This is a genomic window from Helicobacter sp. MIT 05-5293 (assembly GCF_000765665.2).
Taxonomy (GTDB): Bacteria; Campylobacterota; Campylobacteria; order Campylobacterales; family Helicobacteraceae; genus Helicobacter_C.
Map to the genome: position 1 here is coordinate 90396 of NZ_JROZ02000002.1, position 26817 is coordinate 117212.

The window sequence follows — 26817 nt, forward strand, 5'->3', positions numbered from 1 at the left end:
AAAATTGATTGAATGGTTTTTGAGATTCTCAATTTATTTTAAGGTAAGGAGCAAGATGTCTGATTATCTTGATTATTTTTCTTTAGCCAATGCTTCAAGGACACACGCACGGACTATGACTTATAAGAATCGCACGATATTTTGTAATGAGAATCAAGAGGCGATTTTGCCCCCTAAGGTCTCATGGAAAGAAGTTGCGCGTTATTATCTGCATTATCCTCAAGATGCGAGACCCAAAAACCACGTGCCTTTTGTCGATTCTGATTTTAAGATGTGCTATTTTAAGCCTAGTATCGCGTGGTTAGGACATTCATCACTTTTCTTGACTTTTTTGCATTTACACATACTAGTCGATCCTATTTTTTCGATGTATGCTTCCCCCTTTCCCTTTGCTAATCGTGCTTTTAAGCAAACAAAATGCTTTTGTGCAGATGATTTTCCACCACTTTTTGCTGTGATTATCACGCATTCACATTTTGACCATTTGGATAAGGCAAGTATTATGCAGATTCAAGAAAAGACACGATATTTTATTTGTCCCCTTAAAGTAGGGGATTATTTGAAATCATGGAAGATTCCAGCGAGTAAGATTATTGAGCTTGATTGGTGGAATGGCATCGCTTTAAGAGAATCTTGTGCTGCTCAAAAGGATTTTGTCCCACAAGATTTACGCAAAGACAAACAAGAATCCACAAAACATCAAGCGATTTTAAGAATCATCGCTACGCCCTCACAACATAATTCTGCACGAATGGGTGGATTCAATACGACTTTATGGGCAAGTTTTGTAATTGAATTTTTAGGAGAAGATTCTCAATACACAAGGGTTTTCCTTAGTGGCGATGGAGGATATTATACACATTTTCAGCGCATCAAAGAAGCATTTGGCGGTTTTGATTTGGCATGCTTGGAGAGCGGGCAATACAATCAAGCGTGGAGATTCTCGCATTCTTTCCCTCATGAGATTGTTCAAGAGGCTATTGATTTGAAAGCAAAAATGGTTTTGCCCATTCATTGGGGACGATTCATCGCAGGCACACACGCTTGGAATGGTGTGGCAAAGTATTTGCATCAGCGACTTCCTCCATTGGGCATTTTATGTGCGATTCCTCAAATAGGGCAGGTTTATACAATTGGAGAGAATCCACCCACACTCAAATGGTGGGAAAATGAATAAAACACCTAGCCTTAAGTGATAATCTTTAAGTCAATCTTGTGTATAATCAGCCTTTTTAGATTCTTAAAATGTGAGGAGAAAATATGATTTTACAAGGCAAAAAGGGTTTGATTGTGGGCATTGCTAATAATCGTTCCATTGCTTATGGTATTGCTAAGGCTTGCAAGGAGCAAGGTGCGCAACTAGCTTTTACATTTCTGAATGAAGCTTTAGAAAAAAGGGTGCGTCCTATTGCGCAAGAATTTGGCTCAAGTGATTTTGTTTATGAGCTTGATGTGAGTAAGCCCGAGCATTTTTCTTCGCTTTTTCAGTCTTTACAGACAGATTTTGGGAATCTTGATTTTGTCGTGCATTCTGTCGCTTTTGCGCCAAAAGATGCGCTCACAGGTGATTTTGTCCAAACAAGTAAAGAAGCATTCAATACTGCTATGGAAATTTCTGTGTATTCGTTGATTGAGCTGTCTCGTTGCGTATTGCCTTTGCTGAATAAGGGAGCATCGATTCTGACATTGACTTATTTAGGCAGTATGAAATATGTTACTAATTACAATGTAATGGGCGTGGCAAAGGCTGCTTTAGAATCAAGTGTGCGCTATCTTGCTTATGATTTAGGCAGAGCTGGAATCCGTGTCAATGCAATCTCCGCAGGTCCGATTAAGACACTTGCTGCAAGCGGAATCAGTGATTTTAACCTTATGCTTAAATGGAATGAAGCCAATGCGCCTTTGCGTGAAAATGTCAGCATTGATCAAGTTGGCAGTGCTGCGATGTATCTCGTGAGTGATTTGAGTAGCGGTGTAACGGGTGAAGTGCATTATGTCGATAGCGGCTATAATATCATGGGAATGTGTGCGATGGAAGATGTCGATGGTAAGCCAACACCGCGTTGGGAAATATTGACAAAACACTAAAATTTTGTAGATTTATTTCATATAATATTTTATTGTTGAAGCTTGGGATTCTGATTTTACAGACTCAAGCGATTTTCTAAGGAAATTGATGACATTCTTTACAAAAAATCTCCACCTTATTTCACTAGGCTGCACAAAGAATCTTGTAGATTCTGAAGTGATGCTAGGCAGACTCAAAGGTTATCATCTCACGCCTGATATTGCTCAAGCTGATGTGATTATTGTTAATACTTGTGGTTTTATAGAATCTGCAAAGCAAGAAAGTATCCAAACCATACTTCAAGCAAGTCTTGAGCGCAAAAAAGGCGCGATTTTGGTTGTGAGCGGTTGTTTGGCAGAACGTTATGCTGACGAACTCCAAAAAGAAATCCCTGAAATAGATATTATCACTGGTGTAGGGGATTATGATAAGATTGATCAGATGATTCAAAAATCCCAATCGATTCGTTCGCAAAAAGTCTTTTTATATGACGGAAATGATGAGCGCGTGATTATCGGTTCGCATTTTCACGCGTATATTAAGCTTAGCGAAGGTTGCAATCAACAATGCAGTTTTTGTGCGATTCCTTCATTTAAGGGCAAACTCCAATCGCGCCCTTTAGAATCTGTCTTGAAAGAATTGCAAAATCTTTATAGCAAGGGTTATCGTGATTTTAGTTTTATTGCGCAAGATTCAAGCTCTTATTTACGGGATCAAGGGATTTCAGAGGGTCTTATAAAACTTATAAAGTCTATAGATTCTCTTCACCTCCCTATCAGTGCAAGAATCCTCTATCTTTATCCTTCGACTACAAGTCTTCATCTCATTGAGGCAATTGCGCATTCTGCAAGCTTTCTGCCGTATTTTGATATGCCAATCCAACACATTTCCGATGCGATGCTAAAGCGTATGAGACGAGGAGCGAATCAAGCAAAGCATTTGGAGATTCTTAATGCTATGCGCGCAGTGCCGCATAGTTTCGTGCGGACGAGTTTCGTGATAGGACACCCCGGAGAAAGTGAGGAAGAGTTTGAAGAATTGCGTGATTTTGTGGAAGATTTTGCTTTTGATAGGGTTAATCTTTTTGCTTATTCTCCTCAAGTCGGCACGAGTGCTTATGATATGCCCCAAGCTGTCCCGACAAAAATTACCAACAAACGCATTAATGCTTTGAATAAGATCATCAAAGCCCAGCAAAAGGCATACAATCAAGCAATGGTGGGACAAGAGATTGATGTGATTGTCGAGGGGGTTAGCGAGGTGAGTGAATATTTTTATAGTGCAAGAGCAAAAATGTGGGGTAAAGATATTGATGGGGAGATTCTTATCAATGATATTTCTGATGTGCGAGATTCTCTTGTGCCGATTAAAGAGGGCTATTATCGCACACTTATTACGCAAAGCAAAGGCGGCTTTTTGTTTGCTACATTGCTTTAAGTGGTTTAAATGGACTTGATGACATTTTGGGAGGTTTTATGAGATTTTTAATCATTTGTTTCTGCGTTGGGATTATTAGTGGTGCTAGTATCAAAGATACTGACATTTATGCCAAAATGGAATGTAGATCTATTAATACTTGTAATTTAAGTATGTTGCAGGATTTAGAGTGTAATAATTTGAAAATTTTAGAATCTGATGCGAGATACAATGATAAAAATCCATATTTTGTTTATGGATTTGATTTTAATTTTTTTATTGATAATCTTGAGGGTTCATATCCATTATGGGCTACACGCACTTTGTTTAGAGCGAGTATTTTTCCAGAAATTGGCATGGAGTTTTACAATCAATCAATTCGTGTTGGCGGCTATTATATGATGAATATGGGTGAGAGAGTGCCAAGTCTCGAAAATAGTGGTTTGAGTTTGTATTATAGCACTGTAACAAAGAATTTTAATGGCTTTTTTGGGATTTTCCCACGCAAGCATTGGATTGGAGATTATCCAAGTTTATATTACAGAAAAGATTTTTTATTACAAAATCCAATGACAAATGGTGTCGCTCTACAATACAAGAGTGCAAATAATCTTTTAGGGGGGGGGGGGTATAATAGAGTTAATTGTTGATTGGTATGGCGGAAATTTAGAAAAACGAACCGATGAGTTCTTAATTCAGGGCTTTGTTAGCCAAAGATTCTTTCAAGATAATCTTTATCTTGGAGGCACTTTTTTGTTATATCACACAAAAAACACAGAGATTTTGAATCCAAATAGCGATAATCTTAATGTGTGGTTGCTTGATAGATTCTATTATCAGGTATTTTTAGGGGTGGATTTATCAAGGAATTTTAATAGGTTTGATATTTCTTTGGGTTTGCTTGGATCAAGTGAGAGAAAGAGATTGCACACAGGGCTTGAGCCATTTTTTACTAATATGGGATTAGATTTGGGCTTGAGGTATAATTATAAGGGTTTTGGGATAGAAAATAGCCTTTATTATGGTGCAAAACAGATGCAGTTCTTTAGGGAATATGGGGAGGTTATCTACTCTGGTTTGCCATTTTATCATGCAAATTTTTATGATAGATTAGAAGCATATTGGGAACACAGAAATACTTATTGCACAGCACGATTTAGCTTTATTTTTCATTTTACAGAATCTATTATTGCAAATCAACAAATGTTAAGTATTGTGATTGATACAGATAAATTATTGAGGAAAGTATTTTAGGATATTTGTTTTTGGTGGTGGCTTTTTTGTTTGCCACATTGCTTTAAGTGGTTTTAAATCAAATTTTTATTATATTCTAAAATTTATAGATTAATCTCAACTTCAAAAAATTAAGGAGATCTTGCTATGTTTAATTTTCTTCGTGGCATCAGTATCAAAACAAAAATCGTGATTCTCGTGTTTGTCCCGATTCTAGCAATGCTTGTTTTCTTGGTCAATGAGCTTAGAGAAACTAACGATATGATCAATCAAGGAGTGATGCTTCAAGAACAAGTCGATATTTCTGAACAGCTCTCAAAGCTCGTGCATGAAATGCAAAAAGAAAGAGGTATGAGTGCAGGATTTCTTTCAAGCAAAGGAGCAAAATTTTCTTCAGAGCTTAAAGCACAAAGATTGCTTACAGATAAAGAATACCAAGCTTTACGCACATTGATTGAAAATACAGAAAATTTTAATGCGGGATATTTTGATTTATTGTATAAGGGTTTAGAATCTGTGAGCAAGATTCAAGAAGTTCGCAATAATGCGGACCAGTCAATTCATACAGCGGTAAATCTCACTCCTCAAACGATTGCTTATTATACTTCTACAATTGCATTTTTGCTTGATAGTGTTTTAGAATCTACAAAGCTCATTACTGATGCTAATTTGACGAAGCTTATGTTTGCTTATACAAATTTTTTATACGCAAAAGAAAAAGCAGGACAAGAGCGAGCAAATGCTAATGCGATATTTGCGGCAAATGTCATACCGCCAGATGCTAATTATAATAAATTCGTAAGTCTTATTGCCGAGCAAGAATCTTATACAAAACTTTTCCTTGCCCTTGCTTTGCCTGAAACGGTAGCATTTTATGAAAAGAAAACACAAGATTCGAGTTTTCAGCAAGTGCAACTGATGAGGGACGCACTGCATGCAAAACGGCACGAAGGGAATTTTGGCATAGAAGCAAAGGTGTGGTTTGATACGATTACAATCAAAATTGACCTTCTTAAAGAAGTCGAGGATTTGCTTGCACATGACCTTAAGGAAAATATTACAGAGCATCTTAACACATTGAGAAGCAAGCTTGTTGCCTTGGCAATAATAGAAGGTGTGATTGTTGTCTTGACATTGATTTTATGTTTTATCGTCATCAGAAGCCTTATCAGCCGCCTTGCAAATGTCAATACAAAGCTCAAATATATCGTTGAAAATAAGACTTTAGCCGAACAAGTAAAGATTATTAATAATGATGAGATTGGGACAATGGCAACATCAGTGAATACTTTTATCCGCTTTATGCGAGATGTATTTTCAGAAGTATTTAAACAAACCAAAAGCAATTTAGATATTACCCAAAGCCTTAGTAAGATTTCACATCAACTTGATGAAACCTTGAAAGAGATTTCAGCCATTTCTGGCAACAATACAGATTTGGGTGAGAAAAGTCGCACGATTATTGAGACAAATATTCAAATGTCTGTGGCGACAAAAGAAGAGTTAGAAAAAGTATTGGGAAATGTCCAAAGCACAAAAAATATTGTGGATTTAATCAATAGTGAGATTCAAGAAGATGCAGCCAAAGAAGATCAGAATATGACAAAGATTCGTTCTCTTAGCGAAGAAGCCAAAAATATACAAGGCGTTTTAACCGTGATTACCGACATAGCCGAACAAACTAATCTTCTTGCGCTTAATGCTGCGATTGAGGCGGCTCGTGCAGGAGAGCATGGCAGAGGCTTTGCAGTCGTTGCTGATGAAGTGCGCAAACTTGCCGAAAGGACACAAACTTCGATTACTGAAACAAGTGGGATTATTCAATCAATTTTGCAATCTATTGATGAAATCACAACAACGATTGAAGATAGTTCTCAATCAATGCAGCATTTAACCGAGCAATCAGGCATTATGCAAACCAATATAGAATCACTCACTACGGCTATTCAAGTTGCGGTAGAAAAGTCTCATTTAAGCTTTGAAGGTGCGCAAAAAGTCGATGCAAATACTTCTTTGATACTCGAGAATGGAATCAAGATCGCTTCGTGTTTGTCCCAAATCTCTGAAATTAATGAAAAAATGCAAAAGACTTCAGACACATTAGGTGAATTGACGCATGATTTGAATGATACAATCAGTGCTTTCAAAATGTAGAATCAATTTGCTTTGATAATGAATAAATAGTTGCATTTTTGAGTAAAAAATGCACACCCTATCAAAACGCTCCTTATTGTTTGTGTATTTTAATCACACTTAGTTTATGATAAATATTGATTCAAACAATAATGAAAAGGAGCAAAAATGAGTTTTATTGAAAACATCAAAATGCAGGCAAAAAGCGATAAAAAAACAATCGTGCTTCCTGAAACTTCCGATATGAGGACACTCCAAGCGGCAGATAAGATTCTCAAAGAAGGGTTTGCTGATATTATTCTTTTGGGTGATGAAAAAGCTATCAATGAGCTTGCTCACACTCAAGGATTGAATTTGCAAGCAGCAAAATTTATTAATCCCTCTACTTCAGAGCTTTTGGGGGAATTTGTAGAATTATTTGTCAAGCTTCGTTCTCACAAAGGAATGGACCACGACAAAGCAAAAGATTTGCTTACAAAAGATTCTCTTTATTTCGGTGCGGCTTTGGTTAAATCTAAAAAAGCTGATGGAATGGTTGCTGGAGCAATTCACGCGACCTCTGATGTATTGCGTTCTGCATTGCAAATTGTAGGGACAGCAAGTGATTGCAAGCTTGTATCGACTTTTTTTATTATGGTTGTGCCAAATTGTGATTATGGGCTTAATGGGACATTTGTTTTCTCTGATGCGGGGCTTTGTCAGAATCCAAATGCCGAAGAATTAGCACACATTGCCCTTTCTTCTGCTAAAAGTTTTAAAGCAATCACACACCAAGAGCCTATCGTTGCAATGCTTAGCCATTCAACTTATGGCAGTGCTTCACACCCTGATGTGGATAAAGTCGTCCAAGCAACGAAGATTGCAAAAACTCTTGCTCCTCAATTGCCTTTAGATGGAGAATTGCAACTTGATGCGGCGATTGTCCCAAGTGTGGGAGAATCTAAAGCTAAAGGTTCAAAAGTCGCAGGGAAAGCTAATGTGCTTATTTTCCCTGATTTGGATTCTGGAAATATCGGATACAAGCTTGTCCAACGACTTGCAAACGCTCAAGCTTATGGTCCTATCACGCAAGGAATGAGCGCGCCTGTTAATGATTTATCAAGAGGTTGCAGTGCTGATGATATTGTTGGCGTTGTCGCATTGACTGCTCTTCAAGCTCAACAAAATTAATAAAAAGGATAGAAAATGAATGTTTTAGTTATCAATTGTGGAAGTTCTTCATTAAAATTTCAGCTTATTAATACAGAAACTGAAAAGGTCATTGCTTCTGGGATTTGCGATAGAATCGGTATTGATGGTAGCGTGCTTTATTATAAAACGCCTGATGGTAAAAAGATTGAGAAAAAAGAAGAAATGCCTCATCATACCAAAGCCGTTGAAATGGTGCTTGAAGCTTTGCTCAACAAAGAAAATGGTGCAGTAAGTTCGCTTGATGAGATTAAAGCAATCGGGCATCGTGTGGTGCATGGCGGAGAGTTTTTTAAAGAATCTGTTTTGATTAATGATGTTGTGATTCAGCATATCAAAGAATGTTCGGATTTAGCTCCTTTACACAATCCTGCACATTTAATGGGGATTGAGGCTTGTCAAGCAAAAATGCCTAAGACTCCTATGGTAGCGGTATTTGATACTGCATTTCATCAAACAATGCCTCCTAGAGCTTATATTTATGGTGTCCCTTATGAATGGTATGAAAAACACAAAGTGCGCCGATATGGTTTTCACGGCACGAGTCATAAATATGTCTCACAAAAGACTGCTGAATTTTTGGGCTTAGATTATTATAATTCTAAAATTATCGTATGCCATTTAGGGAATGGTTCTTCAATTTCAGCGATCAAAAATGGAAAATGTGTCGATACAAGTATGGGCTTGACACCGCTTGAAGGTCTCATTATGGGGACAAGAAGCGGAGACTTAGATCCTGCGATTCTCGAATACATTTCTAAACGCGAAGATTTGGACATTCAAAGTATCTTGAATATCTTGAATAAAAAATCCGGTGTGTTGGGAATCTCTGGATTGTCAAGTGATTTTAGAGATTTGCTTGATGCGGATTTAGGTGGGAATGAACGCGCCAAACTTGCTCGTTCAGCTTTTGCCTATCGTGTGCTTAAATATGTCGGTGCGTATTGTGCGGTGATGAATGGCGTTGATGCAGTAAGTTTTTGTGCAGGTGTGGGAGAAAATGCGAAATTCATACGCGGTATGATTGTAGAGCATTTAGAGTTTTTAGGTGTAAAACTTGATGTGGAGGCAAATAATGTGTGTGGTGAAGAAGCCATTATTTCCACGCCTGATTCTAAAGTGCGCGTGTGCGTGATTCCTACAAATGAAGAGCTTGTGATTGCTCGAGACACAAAGACAATCGTCTCACAACTTTAGAATTATCAAAGGGGATTTTATGCCTAATCTTTCAAATATTGCTTCTATTCCGCTTTTGTCGCCAAAAGATTGCGTGTTGGTCTGCATTGATGTGCAAGAAAAGCTTTTGCCCGCAATGCAGCATCACGAGAAAGTGATTAAGTATAGTAATATGTTATTGCATACTGCTTCTTTGCTTGATATACCGCTTCTTGTTACCGAGCAATATCCCAAAGGATTAGGACATACGCATTCTGCGATTAATCTCCCTCAAGATGCTTGTGTGATTGAAAAGACGACTTTTAGTGTTTTTGGCGAAGAGAGATTTAATCAAGCATTGGCAAAACTTTCCGAACTTTCCGAATCTGCCCCTAAAACATTAATCTTTTTTGGTATTGAGGCACATATTTGTGTGTTGCAAAGTTTGCTTGATGCAAGAAGATTAGGGATAGATTCTATTTTGGTCGCTGATGCTTCTAGCTCGCGTTTTAAGCCACATTATAAACTTGCCTTGAGGGAATTAGCGATTTGTGGTGTGCGGATTCTAAGCACAGAATCTTTACTCTTTATGCTCCTTAAAGATGCAAAATCCCCTCATTTTAAGGCAATCAGTGCGTTGGTGAAATAATCAATGTTGTTCCCATCCAAAGCTCCAATTGCCTTTGTTGGTTTTAATCACTGCTTCTCTGACATTGCAACGACCTGAATTTGTTGAATAGACAAGAGTTCTTGTCTTATCACCAAATTGATATTTTTTGGTAGGTTTGCGTTTTTTTATCTCATCCATAAAAAACATTTCCGCCTCTTGAAATTCTTTTAATGCTTCTTTGATGGTTTTCATAAAATCTTCAGGTGCGTATTCTTTTAGGTCTGGATTCTTGGCTAAATACTCCTGTGCGTCAAAAGTGGATTGATTAAGATATTCTTTTTGGATAGATTCTGCATAGGCTAAATAGGCACTTGGATAATCATTATCATGCTCTTCTAGAAACTTATCCCATTTAACTCCACGGCACGCTTGAGAACCTTCTTTTTTATTAACCCACTTATAAAAATCTCCACTACCATAAAAAAGGCTACACCCAACCCGAGTTGAGTATATATCGTCCCTTACTTTTTCTAGATAAAACTCACCTGCCTTGCTATAAAAAATTGTTGGTATCTCGACTTCATATATTCCATAGTTGTTGCTAAATTTCCCAGTGTATTCTATGGTATCATAAAATGCATCTACCACCCAACAATTCCCACGATTCACTACAATATCTTGAATTTGAAGATCATTGTCTAAAATATCAATTATAATTTTATTATCTTGGAGTGCGACATTCACTAGCGGTTCTGATGAACTCAACGAAAAATTTGAATCCGAATCTCCATCGCCACAACCTGTCAGCAATACTGCCAACCCCATAAAACCCGTAAATAAACCTTGAAAAATTCTCATTGCCTCTCCTTTGTTTTTATTTTTATTTTTTGCCTTTTTTTAAACCCCAAGTTTAATTGCTTTGCATTTTGCCTCCTTTACAAAAAAATAAAAGAAGTATATTTATAATTAAGGTGATAATTCCTAACCCTATTAAGCAACAAATATTAATTTCGCAAAAGTAAAGTAATAAATTGATTATAAATACATAAACAAAAATTGATGCGCTGAACCACCCTAAGGCGATGTTGATTTTGCTAGGTGAAAAACGATAGGGTTTTAAGCTAAAAAAGCAAAAATCTTTATTGTAATCGTCTAAATTACAATAAGCTTTTTCATTTCCTAGATAATCCTTTAAATGTTCCTCATGAGCTTCTTGGATAAATTTAGAAGCTTTTGCCAAAGCCACCCAAAATAAAGACAGAATCGCCCCCACATTGCACACAAATAATTCAGCGCATAAAAGGGGTATATACTCGTCTTTGGACTTGGTAATATCATCAATAATCTTAAGTTGTAAAATTCCCATTGCAGTAAAAGCCATCACAATTAAAGGCACGAGTAAAATGGAACGTTGCCAGAGATTCTTAATCTCAAAATTATGAGCTTCCCAAATGTATTTCGTCAAATCTTCTTTAGCGTCCAAATTTTTGCCCTAATGTTGATATAAGTGAGCGGAGATTCTATCCCCCCCCCCCCTTAATTCCTACTTAAATATTAAAAGAGGAGAATTTGCAAGAATGAGCATTGTTTTAGTGCCAAATGTGCCTATGGTATATTTTGATGGTGTTTTAGAGAACTTTAGGCATTTTTGATTATAATATCTTTCAAGAATTTATTACAAGGATAGCAAATGGCACAAAAGGCAGTCAAAAAGGTTGTTTTGGCATACAGCGGCGGGCTTGATACAAGCGTGATCTTGAAATGGCTTGGGGATAATTATCACTGCGAGGTGGTTACTTTTACCGCTGATATTGGACAAGGAGAAGAGGTTGAGCCTGCTCGAGCAAAGGCTTTGAAGCTCGGGATTAAACCGGAGAATATTTTTATCGAAGATTTGCGAGAAGAATTTATCCGTGATTTTGTATTCCCTATGTTTCGGGCAAATACAATTTATGAGGGCGAATACTTGCTTGGCACTTCTATCGCACGCCCATTGATTGCTAAAAGATTAGTAGAGATTGCCCAAAAAGTCGGTGCAGATGCGATTTCACACGGAGCGACAGGCAAGGGGAATGATCAAGTGCGCTTTGAGCTTGGAGCATACGCGCTTAATCCGGATATTCGCGTGATAGCCCCTTGGAGAGAGTGGGATTTGAATAGTCGTGAAAAGCTCCTTGCCTATGCAGAATCTGCAGGGATTCCTATTGAAAAGAAGGCGAACAAATCACCTTATTCTATGGACGCGAATTTATTGCATATTAGCTATGAGGGGCAAATCTTAGAAGATCCTAATGCCGAGCCAGAAGAAGATATGTGGCGGTGGAGTGTTTCACCAATGCAAGCTCCAGATAAACCAGAATCTGTGAGTATTACCTTTAAAAATGGCGATGGTGTGGCGATTAATGGTGAGAATCTCTCACCTGCAGCTTTTTGGGGCAAACTCAATGAATTAGGCAGCAAGCATGGTATTGGTCGGCTTGATTTGGTAGAAAATCGTTATGTGGGAATGAAGTCGCGAGGTTGCTATGAGACACCCGGTGGGACGATTTATCTCAAAGCTCATCGTGCGATAGAATCTTTGTGTCTTGATAGGGAGGAGGCGCATCTCAAAGATGAGATTATGCCTCGTTATGCGAGTTTGATTTATAATGGTTATTGGTTTAGCCCCGAAAGAGAGGCTTTGCAAGCATTGATTGACAAAACACAAGAATGTGTAGAGGGCGTTGTGAAGCTTAAGCTTTATAAGGGCAATGTCATTGTTGTAGGACGAGAATCTAAAAAATCACTTTTTAGTAGCGCATACAGCACTTTTGAAGAAGATTCAGTTTATCATCAAGGTGATGCAGAGGGCTTTATTAAACTCAATGCGTTGCGCTTTATTATCGCAGGTAAATCTCGTAAATAGGCTTTTGATGCTACAAAAGGCTCTTTACATTTGTTTTGCTTTTTTAGTGCAAGTAAGTATAGCTCAAGATCAAACACCTTTTCATCTTAATTCTCATGATATATCTCAAGTCGCTTCCTTAGCGGAGGCTGACTTGATGGTTTCTCCATTTGTCTTAGGCACTAAAGGGCAGAAAAAAGTTTTAGCTATTTCGGATTTTAATGATGTCAGTGATTTTGGTATAGATATACATCTTTTGGCGCGTGAATTGGTTGCTGGTATGCTTGATTCTCAATCATTTACTCTCACTGCAGCGATTGCCGGGAATGCTTTTAACGCTGATCCTAGTTTAGATAAAATCCGCTCTTTACGCAATAACGAAGAGTTTAGTGATATTATCCCTAAGGGTAAATTAATCACACCAAGATATTCTTTGAGTGCGCGTATTAGCAATGATATTGTTATGCAAAATAATTTGAATATTGTTACTTATCACTTTATTTTCAGTATTGTGAATCTCGAAACGGGATTGGTTGAGTGGGATTATATTGAACATATTAAAAAAAGCTCAAAAGAGAAACTCCCTTCCTTGGATAGAGAATCTCCTTACGGCAGGAATTGTAAAGCGAATGCTTTAAATCCCAAAGAGGTCAAACAAGCTTGTGAAATTGCTATCAGTGAGATTTGGTTGGGAGCTTTTGAGGAGATCCCGCAAGGCAAAAGAGAGCTGCTACATACTTATGCCAAGAGGGCTTGCGAGCTAGATTCTGCTTTTGGTTGTCGGGCACTTGGCACAAGCTATAAGTTTGCACACACAGACTTTGCTCATGCTAAGAAATATTATCAAAAATCATGTGAGCTTAAAGATGGCGGAGGCTGCTATAATCTTTCAATCCTCTATGAACATGCACAAGGTGTGAATCAAAATATTCCTTCAGCGAAGCAATATGCAAATCTAGCGTGTGAATATGGTTATAAATCAGGGTGTGAGAATCTTAAGCTTTTGGAACAATATAGCGATGAAGATCATTTTGATGAAAGAACTTTAATGCTAAAGAGTGATTGTGATATGGGTTTAGGTATCGCATGTGGGGATTTGTCATTTTATTATTATCATGGAATGGGCGGGGTGAATAAAAATCACACCCAAGCAAGACTACTTTTGGAAAAAGGCTGTCAATTAAAAGATGTTAATAGTTGTTATCAGCTAGGCTTATGGGAAATGCAGGGCTTGGGAGGGACGCTCAAAGATGCGAAGAAAGCTTTAGAACATATAAAACTAGCGTGTGAAAGTGATGCTAAGACAAACTGCAAAGCCTTGCAAAAAATGGATTCACAAAAGCAAGATTTATACAAGTGTGAATCTAATACACCAATTTTTGCCTCTTCTGCTTGTCATACTACAGGTGGTATATATGAGCATGGTTTTGATACATTAAAAAGTGATATGAATCAGGCTTTGAAGTATTACAAAAAAGCTTGTGATGCAGGGTTAAATACGGCGTGTAGCTCTTATAATAATGTGCAGCAAAAGATAAAGTAAGTTATGAATGATAATGTTGGCTAAGGATTTTAAAATCTGTAATACACGATGTTTGAAGCATGTTTCATAATCAAAAATAAAAAGCTTTTGTTATGGTTTATGGCGCATCAGGTGTCTTGATAGAATCTAATAAAATATATCGCCTTGTGATACGCAGTTTGTTAGTGCTAGCAGGGTGAGTAACCTCTCCACTTATGTCAAGCAAGATGTTTTGAGAATCTAAAGCAGTCAGTGCAGTATAAAAATGGTAGTTGGATTCAAAGATAAACTCTTGATGGGCGCAAGTAGCTATATCTCGCTCTTTAATACAGAGAATTAGCATAGATTTGAGGCTTTGAGCGTAAAGATTAAGCTGAATCTTGGCGTGGATATTGGATTGAGAGTGAGAAAGATTGAAAGAATGTCGAAGAAAAAAGGTGCAAACAATACCCACAGAAACAATCAAAAACACTGCATAAATCATATAAAATCCCTTGCGGGTAGCTCTCCCTTTCATAACCAATCCACGATTGATTCTAACCAGATTCCACCGCTTTCACAGAGTGAAGTCTGATGAAATGGGTAGCAAAGGGTGAATTCTAAAAAAGATTGCGTATTTTCTCCTAATGTAAAAATATGAGGCGTGATACTAAAGGAAGATACATTAAGAGCGATAGGAGTATCATCAAGCCATAAAATGCGGTCTTTGAACTCGATTTTATGAGGTTGAGAATCCAAAGGCAATGCAATGCGAGGGGTGTGTTCAGGCGTATGATCAAGAGTAAGTGTGTTGGTATTGATATGTGTAATCGTGTAAATATCTTTAGGATTTGGAGCAAAAAATCGCTCTTCAAGGCTAAGCGCAGAGGGTGTGTTTGATATAAGATAGAGTTTTTGATTCTGATGCCAACCATAAAGTGTCTTGAAAGAAAGTGTAGAATCGCTGTGAGAATCAATAGAAAGCGACACTGCAGGCATAAGGATACCATTTTGAATCTGTGCTTGTGTGAATGTTTTGTCTCCTCCGCCGAAGATTTTTTGGCGATCAAAACTTATAAAATAAAGCTGTCCTTGTGAAAACACAGAATCTAGGGGCTTGTTATCAACACTTATAGATTCTGCAAGGGCTGTCTGCATAATATTTTCAAGTTTTAGCAGTGCAATTCTATAATGCTGGTCGTTTATTTTTTGCTGTAAGGCAAGATTTTTGCTCAAATCAAGCAAAATATATCCACATACGACACTAATGATGCCAAGCAACACAATACACACCAAAACTTCAAAGAGCGAGAATGCGCGGTGATGTCGGCAATGTCTCATTGTATGTGGATAGGGATATAAAACACAAAGGTTTCACCAAATCTATGCGTATAAGATAGGGCTTGTGTTTCATAGGTAAGATGAGCAGGCGAAAGAGAAGTGATCATTTGAGTGGAAGAGACGGGAGAAAGAAGTGTGTTTTTGTAAGTTTGGTAGGAAGAAGGACGCGTTTGCAAGTCAGCATTTAAAGTATGGACAAAGCCAAGCGTTAAGATGATTGCACTTGCACAAACGCATATTGCCATTACGGCTTCAAGCATCATAAATGCGGGGTGTTTGGAAGAGTGCTTGATCAGATTCATCAAGAAATATCCACCATATCCACAAAGAGCTCTGTTTCTAAGTAAGCTTTATGGTCTGTGTCGTAAGTGATTTCAAAAATGAGTTTCCAACGTCCTTTCGGAATTTTAAATGCAGAAGAGAGATAGCGTGTGTTTTCTACACCATCGGCGATTAGCTCACCTAAATCTTGCAAAGCATTAGCTTGATGATAAGAATCAAGATAGGCTTTAATGTGAATCTCACTCGGGGATTCTGCTTTTTGCGGGATAAGATTCAAAGCAAGTCTGATATTTTGCTTGTCGATAAAGGCTTGAGTTGGAAACTTTGGATTAAACTTATCACGATGAGGCTTGCTTTGATAAGGCGAAAGGAGATTTGTATCCCTAACTAAGGTTGCATCGCTTGAATCTAAAATATCCAAATACCTATTGAAAGAAGCATCAAAAATATCTTGGTCTATGAGTAATTGATTGATGTTTTCATCAACAATGCGTTTTTTTGTGAAGTAAGCATTATCATCTTGAATGGGGTTTTTAAGTGCAATAGTGATAGATATACTCACCATTATGACACCAAAAATAATTACGCCAATAATCGCGAGAGGCCAATAATTTTTTTGTGTTTGCATAAGAATCTCCTTATTTTTTTCTTGTAATATAAATAAAGCCGATAATGCCAAACATTACAAATAGCATCGCATACATACTAAAGCGGACAAATTCGCGACCCCCTGTCTCGTCTTTGGGAAAATTGTGTTCTAGCTTTTGATTAAAATGTTCAGCGATAAGATCGGCTGCTTCGACATAGCCATTGAGCAAGATTGCTGAAATGCGTTGCGGTGAAAGAATCTCATCTTTTTGTTTGGGCAGTAAAGGCACCATGTATTCAAAAAATACTTTGTTTTCATTAAAGAAGACATTGGGTTCAGAGCTTAGGATATTGATTTTTTGATCATTTTTAAAGAAAAATATTACGCTGTAAGGCTGGGCAAGATTCTGTGTGATAGAAGATTTGTATTGATTACGCGCGAGTTTAGCGTCAGATTGGGCAAATTCGGAAGGGACTTTGTCAATCACAGCAACATAAAGAGAAAATCCTGTTTTGGTAAAAAGCTCATTGGAGAGTTGTTCGATAAAGGCAATTGTTTTAGGCACAAGCAAAGCATCACGATTGTCTAAAACATATGATTTTGTTTCAAGATTCTGACATAAAAGAAAAAGAGGAAGAAAGAAGCTAGCATAAGCTAACTTCTTGAGTAATGCGAAAAACATCGATCTAGATCAAATGTAAGAAAAAATTTGGGACAAAGGGGATAACAATTGTTGCCACAGCAGTGATAACCAATAATGTTCCTAAAAGTTTTTCAATCAATGTAAGATTCATTTTGTTCTCCTTTATTTTGCATCAACGCGATATTTTGCGTTGTCAGTGCTGATTTGTTGAATCGAATCTTTTTGATCGATCTTGTAGTATTGTGTTGCCACTGACTTTTGCGTAAGGATAGCGCAAGTCCCCAATCCTGCTACAATGCTCAATAAGAGCACCACAGCAATAATAAACCCTGTTAAACCATTGAGACCAAATAAACCATTCATTTTAAATTCCTCCCTTATTCATCTTTTGATTCTAATGAACGAATAAACACATTAAGCGCATCTTTTTGGGTTGGCGCAAAATTTGCATAATCAAAAGAAGGCATAATACCTATCATACCTTTTTTGCCCTTATTAAGCACTTCAGAGAGGAACTCGGTTGTGCCGTATTTGGTTAAATCGGGAGCAAAGCCGTCCATTCCTTTACCATCATCGCCATGGCAAGTGGTGCAAGTCATTGTAACAAACAATTCTTTGCCTTTGCTTACTTCTAAAGGATATTTTGTGCTTTTGACTTCAGAAATATCTTGCATTACATACGCAGCAATAGCTTTTGCATCATCATCACTCATTTCAACAGGTATCATTTCGCCTGCAAGGTAATCTAAGCCTTTGCCACCTGTTTTGATGATCTCAACGATGCCATCTTCTTTTGCCCATTTTGTCAAATCTCTTGCTTTTCCGTTCATACCTTCAGCACTCAAACCATGACATTGAGAGCATTGAACTAAGAAAATATTTTTACCCATTTCTTGTTTTTCAGTTTCTGGGAGTTGTTCCCAAACACTCGCATATTTGTCATTATATTTTTGCACTTCTTTGTTGTATTCACCGATTTGTGAATAAGCATTGAGTGGGTATCCTAAAAAGATATACCAAAGTCCCCAAATAAGGACACCTAAGAAACAAGCTGCCCAACCAACAGGTAAATTATTGGCTTGCTCACCTATTCCGTCCCAGCTTTCGCCCATAGTTTCTCCATCTGCCTTGCCATCTCGTATTTTTTTGAGATATACACCCATCACAAAGATAGTGAGCACTAAGATGATAAAAGCACCTAGTAACCCAAGCGTTGTTATATTATCTGACCAGTTCATCTAGTTCCCCTTTATTTAGTTTTATTTCTTGGCTCTATAAGCTCATCGTCAAGATTATCATTTAGGGCAAGGTTGGCATACTTTTCGTAATCTTTAATCCCCTTTCTTTGAGAGGAATAAAGATGATAGATGTATCCATACAAAAAAGCTACCAACAAAAGTGTAACAACCAAATAGATAATCTTTTGATACTCAATTATAGTTTCCATTATACTTGCTGCCCACATTATTGTGCCTGTGTAGCTGTCCTACGAGCTTGACTTAAGCTATTCATATAGGCAATTAATGCAACGATTTCTTTGACTTCGCCTCGTGCAAATGCGTCTTTGACATCTTGGCTTATCATATCATCAACGATTGCTTGAGCTTCTTGCATAAAAAGAGCTTTAGCTTTTGCCATTGATTCTGGAGTTTTGTCAAAACCTTCTGCACCAATTTGAACGCCTCCTTCTACATCATAAGGCACACCAAAAACAACTTTTTGTGTGTATGCTTCAGCAAATGCTGTTTCAAAATTTGCATTTTTGTTATAAAGGTGTTCATAAGCAGGCATAATAGAACCCGGAACACGGGATTTTGGATCTCTCATGTGTCCATCATGCCAGTCTGTGCTTCGGCTATCCCCGATTCTATGCAAATCAGGACCAGTTCTTTTAGAACCCCAAAGGAAAGGTCTATCATAAGCATATTCACCGCTAAGACTATAAGCACCATATCGATCGGTTTCTGCCTTAAAAGGTCTGATAAGCTGTGAATGGCAGTTATAGCAGCCTTCTGAAATATAAACTTGACGCCCTGCTGTTTCGAGCAAACTATAAGGTTTTAATCCCTCAATAGGTTGAGCTTTTTTAGCAAAACCGGGGATTACTTCAACTAGCCCTGCGATTGAAAATACTACAAGGAACGCCACCGCGAAAAAGAATGGATTTTTTTCTAAAAAACTAAACATCTTTATATCCCTCCTTTCTTATATTGCCATTGGAGTAGCATTTTGGGGTTCTTTTTCAAGCACCCTACCTGAAGAGATAGTCATTAAAATATTGTAAATAAACATAATAAATCCTGTCAAATACATAAGCCCACCGATAGCACGAATAAGGTAATAAGGGAAGAGGCTAATTACGGTGTCAATAAAGCTATAAGCCAAGCTACCATATTCATCGACATCTCTCCACATCATACCTTGTGTGATACCTGCAATCCACATACTGGAGAAGTAAAGGATAATACCTGTTGTCATAATCCAGAATTGTGCGTCCATTAATTTTTTGGAGTAAAGCTCTTTTTTGAAGATTCGAGGCACCATATGGAAGCACGCAGCAATAACCATAAAGCCTACCCAACCTAAAGCAGCATCATGAACGTGTCCGATAATCCAATCTGTAAAGTGAGCCAAGCCATTGACTGAACGGATAGATTGAATAGGTCCTTCAAGAGTAGTAAGCATATACCAAGTAGATGCCAAAATCAAGAATTTAATCATCGGAGATTCTTTGATTTGATGCCATTGCCCTCTCATTGTGAGAAGCATATTGATCGCTGTTCCCCAAGAAGGTAAAATCAAGATTACCGAGAATACTGAACCAAGTGTTTGAATCCAGTCAGGTGTTGTAGAATAGATCAAGTGATGCCCACCTGCCCAAATATAGATAAACATCAATCCCCAGAAAGAGAAAAGTGTGAGTTTATAAGAGAAAATAGGTTGCCCAGATTCTTTAGGCAAGAAGTAATAGATTAAACCGATAATTCCTGATGTAAAAACAAACGCAACGGCATTATGCCCCCACCACCATTGCACCATCGCATCATTTGTTCCTGCATAGAACGAAATAGAATGAAAAAAGCTTCCTACACCAGCGATGAAATAGGTAGGAACAGAAAGGTTGTTGAAAATGTAAAGAGCAGAAATACCTATGAAAGTAGCGATAAAATACCACAAAGAAATATAGATTGTTTGCTCGCGTCTTACACCCATACTACCAAAAAGGCTTACGCCCCATAAAACCCATACTACTACAACCATAATGTCTAAAGGCCAAATGAGTTCAGAGTATTCTTTAGATTGAGTTAATCCGCCAAATAGTGAAACAACAGCAAGTGCCATTAAAACGATATAGATCCAAAAATGAGCTAATCCAACCACGCGCAAGAAAGGGTGTTCTTTGTAAGTGATTTTAAGCACTCTTTGTCCAAGATAATACCAAGACGCCCAAATCCCGCTCAATGTGAATCCATAAATGATACCATTGGTGTGAAGAGGTCGAAGCCTTCCAAAAGTCCCATATTCCGAAGCCAAATAGTTTAAATCTGGGAAAGCCATTTGAAATGCGATTACTACACCAATAAGTAGTCCCACAAATCCAAAAGCCATCGCAGAGAAAACAAACAACTTAGCAATTGAGTAATCATACTCGAGTGTATTTGCCTGCATAGATTCTCCTTGTCCTTTTTTGAAATACAAACAAATTTTAATGCCTTTGAAGTTATAGCTACCTTAAAAAATTAGTAAAAGTTAATAAAAAAATAACAAAGCATTGTTTAAGGGGTAAAAAAGTTGCCAAATTGTTTAAAAAAAATATTAATTTTTGTTTTGAAGTAGTAATCCTTTGCATTATCACAATGAGAATCTAGCATATTTGATGCACAAAATATAAGCCATAGAGGTTTTCTTAACTTGGGAGGTATCTTTAGATTCCCACATTTTTGTTTGAAACTTTTATTCATCGGTAAAAGCATTACTTTTTTACCCATATCAGCACAAATCACATCTTCATTAATTTTGTGTGTGATAAAAATACAATGTGTATTATGCGTGATAATCAGTCGGTGTTGGATTTCGCACGAAAAATGTGTGCGGATAATTTCTTGTCGTTGGGATTGTGAAAGCACGCAGCCGAGTTCTTTGGCAATTTTATCAACATGCAGTAGCACAAGATACGCTTTTTTCTCAAGATGTTTCTTGTTAATAGAAAAGATTCTGTATTTTTGGTTTGATTTGTTCAAGTCTTTCCAAGAAAGTTCAAGATATTTTGGCTTAATAAGATTGAGTAGTATATTTTTGTCTTCTTGCAGATACAAGAGGCTTTTTGCAACACCATTAGGAAATGCTTGAATGAAAGGATCGCTGAAGTTTTTTCTGAAAAAATTGCGTTTAAATCGCATATCTTGATTGCTTTCATCTTCAAAAAAAGTTAGCGCATTATCAAAGCAATACTGATAAATATCGTTTTTAGGAATCATTGCTAGGGGTCGGATAATCTTATAATCTCCTTGAGGTGTTTTTCGTTGTGTGTCAAATCCTACTAGATTCCCCAAACCAGCACCTTTTGCAAATTGCATCAGAATCCATTCGAAATGATCATTGAGTTGATGTGCTAGAATGAGATGCGTGTATTGGTGATTGACAATGATTTCATCAAAAAAGGCATAGCGAATCTGTCGTGCTTGAGATTCAAAGTTTGAGGTAAAACCCAAAGGAGCATCTTTGACAAAGCATTTTTTGTGATAAGTTGTGCTTAGTTGTTTTGCATAAGCGACTTCTTGGAGCGACTGTTCTCTTGTGTGATAATTGATGATTGCTATGTCAAAGGGGATATTTAAATGTTGTAAGATAAAAAATAGCCCTACCGAATCTACGCCACCAGAGAATCCTAAAAGATTCTGTGATGTCTTGAGACGATGCGTATCAGCAGAGAGTTTATCGTAAATAGACAATTTGCACCTTTTTTAGTTGATTGGTGCAAATTATAGCTTATTTTTATGTTTAATGTTTGTGAGGATTGCGTGAATGTGGATTCCCTTTGCCACCAATATAGACGATTTGTCCATCAGGGAGAATATCATAAGCTTGACCAAAGCCTTTGACAAACCGACCCTTTTTTGTCTCTAATGCAATTAAATGAAAGTCTGTCATTGTCTTGATTGTCTTGATGCCTCCCGCTCCACCCATGAGAGATTCTAAAGCCTTCAAGGCGTCGTTAAATTCTTGCGTATCACGTTCTACAAATCGTGCGTTTGCTCGGTATCGAAGTCGTTTGCGCAAGATGACAGATTTTGCTTTGCATTCGTCCTCTAAAAACATAATTTCGATTTTTGAGGGGTTTGCTTGGATACTTGAGAAGTGTTCTGCTACCTCGCTGATGTAAATATAAAGCTGATTGTGAATCTGAATCAGTGGTGCGTAAGAGCAAATCGCTTCACCCTCTGCATTAATGCTTGCAATAAGGATAGAACCAAATTCTTTTTTGAAATCTGCGATTTCTGTGGCAATTGCTTGAGTGTCAGGAGCTTTTGCACTTTGACAAAGTTTAATAATAGAATCTTTGAGTGTGTTTTCATCACATTTTTGTGGAAATTCGACACGCAACGAGATGTTGTCATTATAAACAAGATCTAAACCGATAAAATCGACTTTATCCAAACGGACATTCTCCACATGTGTGGCATTGCCAAATTTTTTGCACAAATCAATCATTGCGTCTTGATGATGGGCATTCATATGCTCGATAATATTTTGATAACTCATGAAAAATCCTTGTCAAAATGAAATTTAGAAGATACACCATTAAGGCTATACTCTAGCTTTTCATTAAAGTATAGCCTATTGATGCAATCAAACAACAAATAAGGAAGGAAAAGATGCTTTACTAACCCGACCCAACCCTACCAAAAACTTTGCAAGAATCCAAGATTCTAAAATCCTTAAAGTTTTTTGTTAGCAAATATCTCAAAAACAAGTGTGATTATAATACACAGAAACTTAATCTAATATTAATAAGTATTCTTATTTTGTAAAATGTGCGAAACTTATCCCGGCAGTTTTTATGAATCTTGATTGTTAAGTGATTTGTGTGGGGTGATTATGGAATCTTTAAAGAGTAGTTTGTGTTAGTCTGATAACTAACACAAACTTTTGTATGAAAGTATTTGATTAAAAGAAATGACGGCTTAAAAATTCATTTGTGCTGATAAGTAATATCTTCTCCCTTCACCAATATATCTGTAATGATTGGCGATTTGTTTGCCGCTATCAAAAGTTTTGTAATGAACAAAATTGAGATTGAAAAGGTTATAAATAGCAAAATTGATGCGCAATAATTTTAAAGGCTGATAGTTGATACCTAGATGTGTAAGGAAGACAGGCTTATAGAATTCTCCAAGTGCAGCTGCAGCAGAATTTATAACTTTAGCACTGCCGCGATAGATTCCAGCTTTTATTTCTTCTCGCAGATAAAAGCTTAATTTTTTAATATCATAATGCAAAGAGGCATTAAAATTATGCAAAGGAATATTTGTCAGTCTCTTACCTACAGCTTTGGGATCTAGGGTTTGAGAGATTTTCGTTTGATTGTGCGTGTAAGCACTATTAAAGCTAATTGCTCCATAACCTATGCCAATGGGTTTGATTCCAAATGTTGTTTCTATACCATAGCTTTTTGCTTTATCGATGTTGAGATAAGTAGCACAACCACCAGTTGCGGCGCAAGTTTTGCCATTGATATTTTGTTTGTCTTTGGCGAAAGGAATAGGTGCTATTCTGTCTGTAAAATCCGTATAGAATCCCGTAAGACTTGCTGAAAAATAGTCATTATCGCTAAGAATGGATAATTCATAATTGACACTTGATTCTGGCTTAAGGTAAGGATTCCCATAAGTATGCGTTTTCCCTTGCTTACTAAGATTCACTATACCATTAATAAGATTAGAAAGAGCAGGGGTTTTATATCCTGTCGAAACCCCGCCTTTAATGCTTAGCCATTTATCAATAATATTATAGGCAATATAAGCGCGTGGGCTTGCGTTAGAACCAAAAGTAGAGTTGAAATTCCCACGCACACCCAATGTAAGAAAAAGTTTATCCCAAAAGACAAATTCCCCTTCGGCAAAAAGTGCGCCGATGTGTTGGTGTTGGAAGGCTTTGTTGCCCGTTGCTTGAAATACTTTATCTTTAAAGGTATTAAGCCAATATCTTCCACCCAAGCTGACATTGATGCCAAAGATTCGTAATAAATCAAAAAACATATTGGTTTTGTAGTCAAAGATAATGTCTTGAGCCGTAAGCTGTCTGCTATTTCCTGCTGCTACACCATATGCTGTCCTTAGATTATTGATAGTTGGTGCTTTGTCTGAAAAAGTCTCTGTAGGCACATAGCGGTTGGGATTTGCTGTAATATTGTATTGCAAACTCATATCTGTGCTTAAATATGAGATAACTGAAGGAGTGTTGGTATAATACCCTTTGTGTGCCAAAATAGCATTGAATCTGTAAAAATTCATCTCTGAACCATAGCCATTTTCAGCTCTTTTGCCTGCTTCACTTTTACTATCGGCAGCGTTGTAACCGCCCATAATTCCTTGCGAATTATCATAATGTTGTTGAGCATAATCAAGGTCAAGATACATCATGTTTTTAGAAATATTATTATCAGCAGTTTCTTTGCCATTCCACACGATACGCCCACCGATATTGTAAGTTTGTGCAGGAATAAGTCCTACGATGTTGCCTCTTGTGGCATTGGCATTTGTGCCATTTGTCGTAGGGACAATTTTAAGATTATTGCTAGAAACAAAATCACGCGTATAAACTCTTCCTCGCAATTGTAATCCCCAATTTTTTTCTTTATTGAGCGGTTGTGTAGTAAAGAAATTAAAACTTTGCGTGTTACCAAAAGCCTTTTTCTCTTGGAAAGTATAGTCATACCCAAAAAACGCCCCCGGTGAATCATAAGATTTTTTGGTGATAATATTGACTACCCCACCAATCGCATCGCTCCCATAAAGAGTGGAAGCAGGACCTCGTATCACTTCGATTCTGCTGATTGCAGAAAGCGGCGGCATAAAAGAAGTAACTGAATCGCTAAAGCCATTAGGGAAAAGGCTAGAATCTGCATTGATTCTCTTCCCATCAACAAGAATCAGTGTATATCCACTTGCTAGACCACGTATAGAGATTCCATAGCCGCCTGTCTTACCCACACTAGCATCTGTGCTTACGCCCGGCACATTGGCTAATGCTTCGGCTAAGTCTCGAATAGGGCGAGATTGCATTTCTTTAGGACTAACGACTGAAATTGATGCAGGGGCGAGAGTGTAGTCTTGCTCAAAGCCAGACGCAGTAACGACAGATTTTTCAAGTTTCACTTTGTGTATTTCTTCGTGTTCTTGAGTATTGTGTGTTTTTGTCGTATCATTATTGGGGTTTGCAGAATCTGCTAAAACATTTGTAAATAATAATGATAATATTAATGAAATATATGTAAATTTGTTCATAGATTCTCCTTTAAAAATAAATCAGATTAATAAAATTTTTTATAAATAATAAGAACGATTATTTATAAAAATCCCAACATAGCAAAGAAATTTAACACAATATAAAACGAAAGTAAAATTTAAAAAAGTTGTGAGATTTTGCTCCACAATCAAGGGAAACTACAGAGATTTAAAAAAACTTTGATGAGATGATAGTCAAAAAAATTCAAGCACGGGAAATGATTTCTAATGCCTTAATCACGCGTAAGATATGCTCTTTATCGTTTTTAGAATCAATATGAGAATGACGCTGTGATGAAGCATTAGAATAAGAAGGAATGGTTACTAATATCTTTTGTGCGAAAAACGCAATAGACGAATCCAGTGCCATATTGTGAGGTAAATTTGGAATCTCTTGTTTTCCGAGTTTGTATTCGACCATTTTTTGGTAAAGGCTGTTTTTGTCAAATTCATCTTTAATGACTACGCCCGTGTCAAAAATGGCGATCTTATCGCGTTTGGTTTCGTCATAAATCGCTGTCTTTTTGCTACCGCCAATCATCATCTCGCGCACCTTGATAGGACTAAGCCACGAGACATTAAGCGTAATGATGATGCCAGATTCTAATTCAATATTGATATTTGCCAACGCATCGTTAGGATAATCAAGATATTTGGTTTTAAAAGTAGAAACTTTCTTGATATGTAGCCCGACAAGATAATCGATAATGCTTAAGTCATGGATTGCCAAATCCCAAATCACATCGACATTGCTTTGAAATAATCCTAGATTAATGCGCCTTGCATTGATATAGACGATTTCACCAAAGTCAGCAATATGTTCTTTGAGATAATTCACTGCTGGAGAGTGTAGAAAAATATGATCGCAATAAAGTTGCACATTTTGTTTTTGCGCAAGATCGTAGAGTTTGTAGGCTTCTTGAAGATCTGTTGTGAGTGGCTTTTCGACAAAGGTATGCTTGTGATGTTCTAAGGCGGCTTTAGTCAGTGTGAAATGTGTATGCGGAGGCGTGATAATGAAAATCGCTTCAATAGATTCATCACACAAAATGCTTTCATAGCTCGGATAAAGTGTAAAGTCATAAAGTGAGCGTGCGTTTTCAAGTGCGTTTGAATCTTCATCATAGATACATACAAGCTTAAAAGCGGGATTTACGCTGATAGCTTTTGCGACATTTCGTCCCCAATATCCATAACCAATAAGTGCGCATTTGATAGGCATAAGTCCTCTTTTAGATGCTTTAGATTCAAAAACTTATTATACTAT

27 protein-coding genes are annotated in these 26817 nt (G+C 37.2%); 11 read left to right on the top strand and 16 right to left on the bottom strand.

What is annotated here, in order from left to right; genetic code table 11:
* Nucleotides 1-55 precede the first annotated feature (55 nt).
* The 9 genes from LS68_RS05010 to LS68_RS05050 all read left to right on the top strand — a co-directional run bounded on the left by LS68_RS05010 (nt 56) and on the right by LS68_RS05050 (nt 9842).
* Nucleotides 56-1177, top strand: coding sequence for an MBL fold metallo-hydrolase (locus LS68_RS05010; protein ID WP_052100529.1), 1122 nt, complete (start codon nt 56-58; stop codon nt 1175-1177).
* 83 nt (nt 1178-1260) lie between these two features.
* Nucleotides 1261-2088 carry an enoyl-ACP reductase FabI gene (gene fabI, locus LS68_RS05015; RefSeq protein WP_034373848.1) on the top strand — a complete coding sequence of 276 codons (828 nt, stop codon included), beginning with the start codon at nt 1261-1263 and terminating at the stop codon, nt 2086-2088.
* Nucleotides 2089-2176: 88 nt separating this feature from the next.
* Nucleotides 2177-3505 carry a 30S ribosomal protein S12 methylthiotransferase RimO gene (rimO, locus tag LS68_RS05020; RefSeq protein WP_138091141.1) on the top strand — a complete coding sequence of 443 codons (1329 nt, stop codon included), beginning with the start codon at nt 2177-2179 and terminating at the stop codon, nt 3503-3505.
* 38 nt (nt 3506-3543) lie between these two features.
* Entirely contained in the window at nt 3544-4134 is a 591-nt protein-coding gene (locus LS68_RS05025) for a hypothetical protein (RefSeq protein ID WP_138091144.1), read from the top strand.
* Nucleotides 4135-4237: 103 nt separating this feature from the next.
* Entirely contained in the window at nt 4238-4738 is a 501-nt protein-coding gene (locus LS68_RS05030) for a hypothetical protein (RefSeq protein ID WP_138091147.1), read from the top strand.
* Nucleotides 4739-4864: 126 nt separating this feature from the next.
* Nucleotides 4865-6871: a methyl-accepting chemotaxis protein gene (locus LS68_RS05035; protein WP_138091150.1), complete on the top strand. Its 2007-nt coding sequence runs from the start codon at nt 4865-4867 to the stop codon at nt 6869-6871.
* A gap of 147 nt (nt 6872-7018) precedes the next feature.
* On the top strand, nt 7019-8020 hold the full coding sequence (gene pta, locus LS68_RS05040; RefSeq protein ID WP_034373629.1) for a phosphate acetyltransferase: 1002 nt from the start codon (nt 7019-7021) through the stop codon (nt 8018-8020).
* Between the two features lie 15 nt (nt 8021-8035).
* Nucleotides 8036-9235 (top strand): acetate kinase, encoded by a 1200-nt coding sequence (locus LS68_RS05045; protein ID WP_034373626.1) that lies wholly within the window; start codon nt 8036-8038, stop codon nt 9233-9235.
* Between the two features lie 19 nt (nt 9236-9254).
* Entirely contained in the window at nt 9255-9842 is a 588-nt protein-coding gene (locus tag LS68_RS05050) for an isochorismatase family protein (RefSeq protein WP_034373623.1), read from the top strand.
* Here the strand turns inward: LS68_RS05050 and LS68_RS05055 are convergent, their stop codons facing one another.
* Both LS68_RS05055 and LS68_RS05060 read right to left on the bottom strand, forming a co-directional pair.
* The gene (locus LS68_RS05055) at nt 9843-10661 is read right to left on the bottom strand and encodes a hypothetical protein (protein WP_034373621.1); all 819 of its coding nucleotides are present in this window, start codon (nt 10659-10661) and stop codon (nt 9843-9845) included.
* Between the two features lie 52 nt (nt 10662-10713).
* Complete coding sequence (locus tag LS68_RS05060; RefSeq protein WP_034373618.1) at nt 10714-11286, bottom strand: hypothetical protein; 573 nt, start codon at nt 11284-11286, stop codon at nt 10714-10716.
* Between the two features lie 207 nt (nt 11287-11493).
* On the opposite strand from LS68_RS05060, the gene LS68_RS05065 reads away from it, so the two are divergent.
* Nucleotides 11494-12708 carry an argininosuccinate synthase gene (locus LS68_RS05065; protein ID WP_034373615.1) on the top strand — a complete coding sequence of 405 codons (1215 nt, stop codon included), beginning with the start codon at nt 11494-11496 and terminating at the stop codon, nt 12706-12708.
* Between the two features lie 7 nt (nt 12709-12715).
* The gene (locus LS68_RS05070) at nt 12716-14230 is read left to right on the top strand and encodes an SEL1-like repeat protein (RefSeq protein WP_034373611.1); all 1515 of its coding nucleotides are present in this window, start codon (nt 12716-12718) and stop codon (nt 14228-14230) included.
* 97 nt (nt 14231-14327) lie between these two features.
* On the opposite strand, the gene LS68_RS05075 is transcribed toward LS68_RS05070, so the two are convergent.
* The 14 genes from LS68_RS05075 to LS68_RS05140 all read right to left on the bottom strand — a co-directional run bounded on the left by LS68_RS05075 (nt 14328) and on the right by LS68_RS05140 (nt 26772).
* Nucleotides 14328-14726, bottom strand: coding sequence for a hypothetical protein (locus LS68_RS05075; protein ID WP_034373607.1), 399 nt, complete (start codon nt 14724-14726; stop codon nt 14328-14330).
* Nucleotides 14723-15529: a prepilin-type N-terminal cleavage/methylation domain-containing protein gene (locus LS68_RS05080; protein ID WP_138091153.1), complete on the bottom strand. Its 807-nt coding sequence runs from the start codon at nt 15527-15529 to the stop codon at nt 14723-14725. Before LS68_RS05080 ends, LS68_RS05075 begins: the two co-directional genes overlap by 4 nt.
* On the bottom strand, nt 15526-15831 hold the full coding sequence (locus LS68_RS05085) for a hypothetical protein (RefSeq protein WP_034373601.1): 306 nt from the start codon (nt 15829-15831) through the stop codon (nt 15526-15528). The genes LS68_RS05080 and LS68_RS05085 overlap by 4 nt, the downstream gene beginning before the upstream one ends.
* Nucleotides 15831-16439, bottom strand: a complete 609-nt coding sequence (locus tag LS68_RS05090; protein WP_052100516.1) for a hypothetical protein — start codon at nt 16437-16439, stop codon at nt 15831-15833. Before LS68_RS05090 ends, LS68_RS05085 begins: the two co-directional genes overlap by 1 nt.
* A 10-nt stretch (nt 16440-16449) precedes the next feature.
* Nucleotides 16450-17082, bottom strand: a complete 633-nt coding sequence (locus tag LS68_RS05095) for a hypothetical protein (RefSeq protein ID WP_034373597.1) — start codon at nt 17080-17082, stop codon at nt 16450-16452.
* A 123-nt stretch (nt 17083-17205) separates the two neighbouring features.
* Nucleotides 17206-17406: a DUF4006 family protein gene (locus LS68_RS05100; protein ID WP_034373593.1), complete on the bottom strand. Its 201-nt coding sequence runs from the start codon at nt 17404-17406 to the stop codon at nt 17206-17208.
* A 14-nt stretch (nt 17407-17420) separates the two neighbouring features.
* Nucleotides 17421-18281: a c-type cytochrome gene (locus tag LS68_RS05105; protein WP_034373590.1), complete on the bottom strand. Its 861-nt coding sequence runs from the start codon at nt 18279-18281 to the stop codon at nt 17421-17423.
* Nucleotides 18282-18292: 11 nt separating this feature from the next.
* The gene (locus LS68_RS05110) at nt 18293-18508 is read right to left on the bottom strand and encodes a cytochrome c oxidase, cbb3-type, CcoQ subunit (RefSeq protein ID WP_034373587.1); all 216 of its coding nucleotides are present in this window, start codon (nt 18506-18508) and stop codon (nt 18293-18295) included.
* The gene (ccoO, locus tag LS68_RS05115; RefSeq protein WP_034373584.1) at nt 18508-19230 is read right to left on the bottom strand and encodes a cytochrome-c oxidase, cbb3-type subunit II; all 723 of its coding nucleotides are present in this window, start codon (nt 19228-19230) and stop codon (nt 18508-18510) included. The genes LS68_RS05110 and ccoO overlap by 1 nt, the downstream gene beginning before the upstream one ends.
* Nucleotides 19231-19248: 18 nt before the next feature.
* Nucleotides 19249-20712, bottom strand: a complete 1464-nt coding sequence (gene ccoN, locus LS68_RS05120; protein ID WP_034373580.1) for a cytochrome-c oxidase, cbb3-type subunit I — start codon at nt 20710-20712, stop codon at nt 19249-19251.
* Between the two features lie 107 nt (nt 20713-20819).
* Nucleotides 20820-21995, bottom strand: a complete 1176-nt coding sequence (gene tilS, locus LS68_RS05125; RefSeq protein WP_052100515.1) for a tRNA lysidine(34) synthetase TilS — start codon at nt 21993-21995, stop codon at nt 20820-20822.
* 49 nt (nt 21996-22044) lie between these two features.
* A complete protein-coding gene (locus LS68_RS05130; protein WP_034373577.1) occupies nt 22045-22806 on the bottom strand; it encodes a HugZ family heme oxygenase in 762 nt (253 codons plus the stop codon).
* A 422-nt stretch (nt 22807-23228) separates the two neighbouring features.
* Complete coding sequence (locus LS68_RS05135) at nt 23229-25550, bottom strand: TonB-dependent receptor (RefSeq protein WP_138091156.1); 2322 nt, start codon at nt 25548-25550, stop codon at nt 23229-23231.
* Between the two features lie 205 nt (nt 25551-25755).
* Nucleotides 25756-26772: a Gfo/Idh/MocA family oxidoreductase gene (locus LS68_RS05140; RefSeq protein WP_034374270.1), complete on the bottom strand. Its 1017-nt coding sequence runs from the start codon at nt 26770-26772 to the stop codon at nt 25756-25758.
* Nucleotides 26773-26817 lie beyond the last annotated feature (45 nt).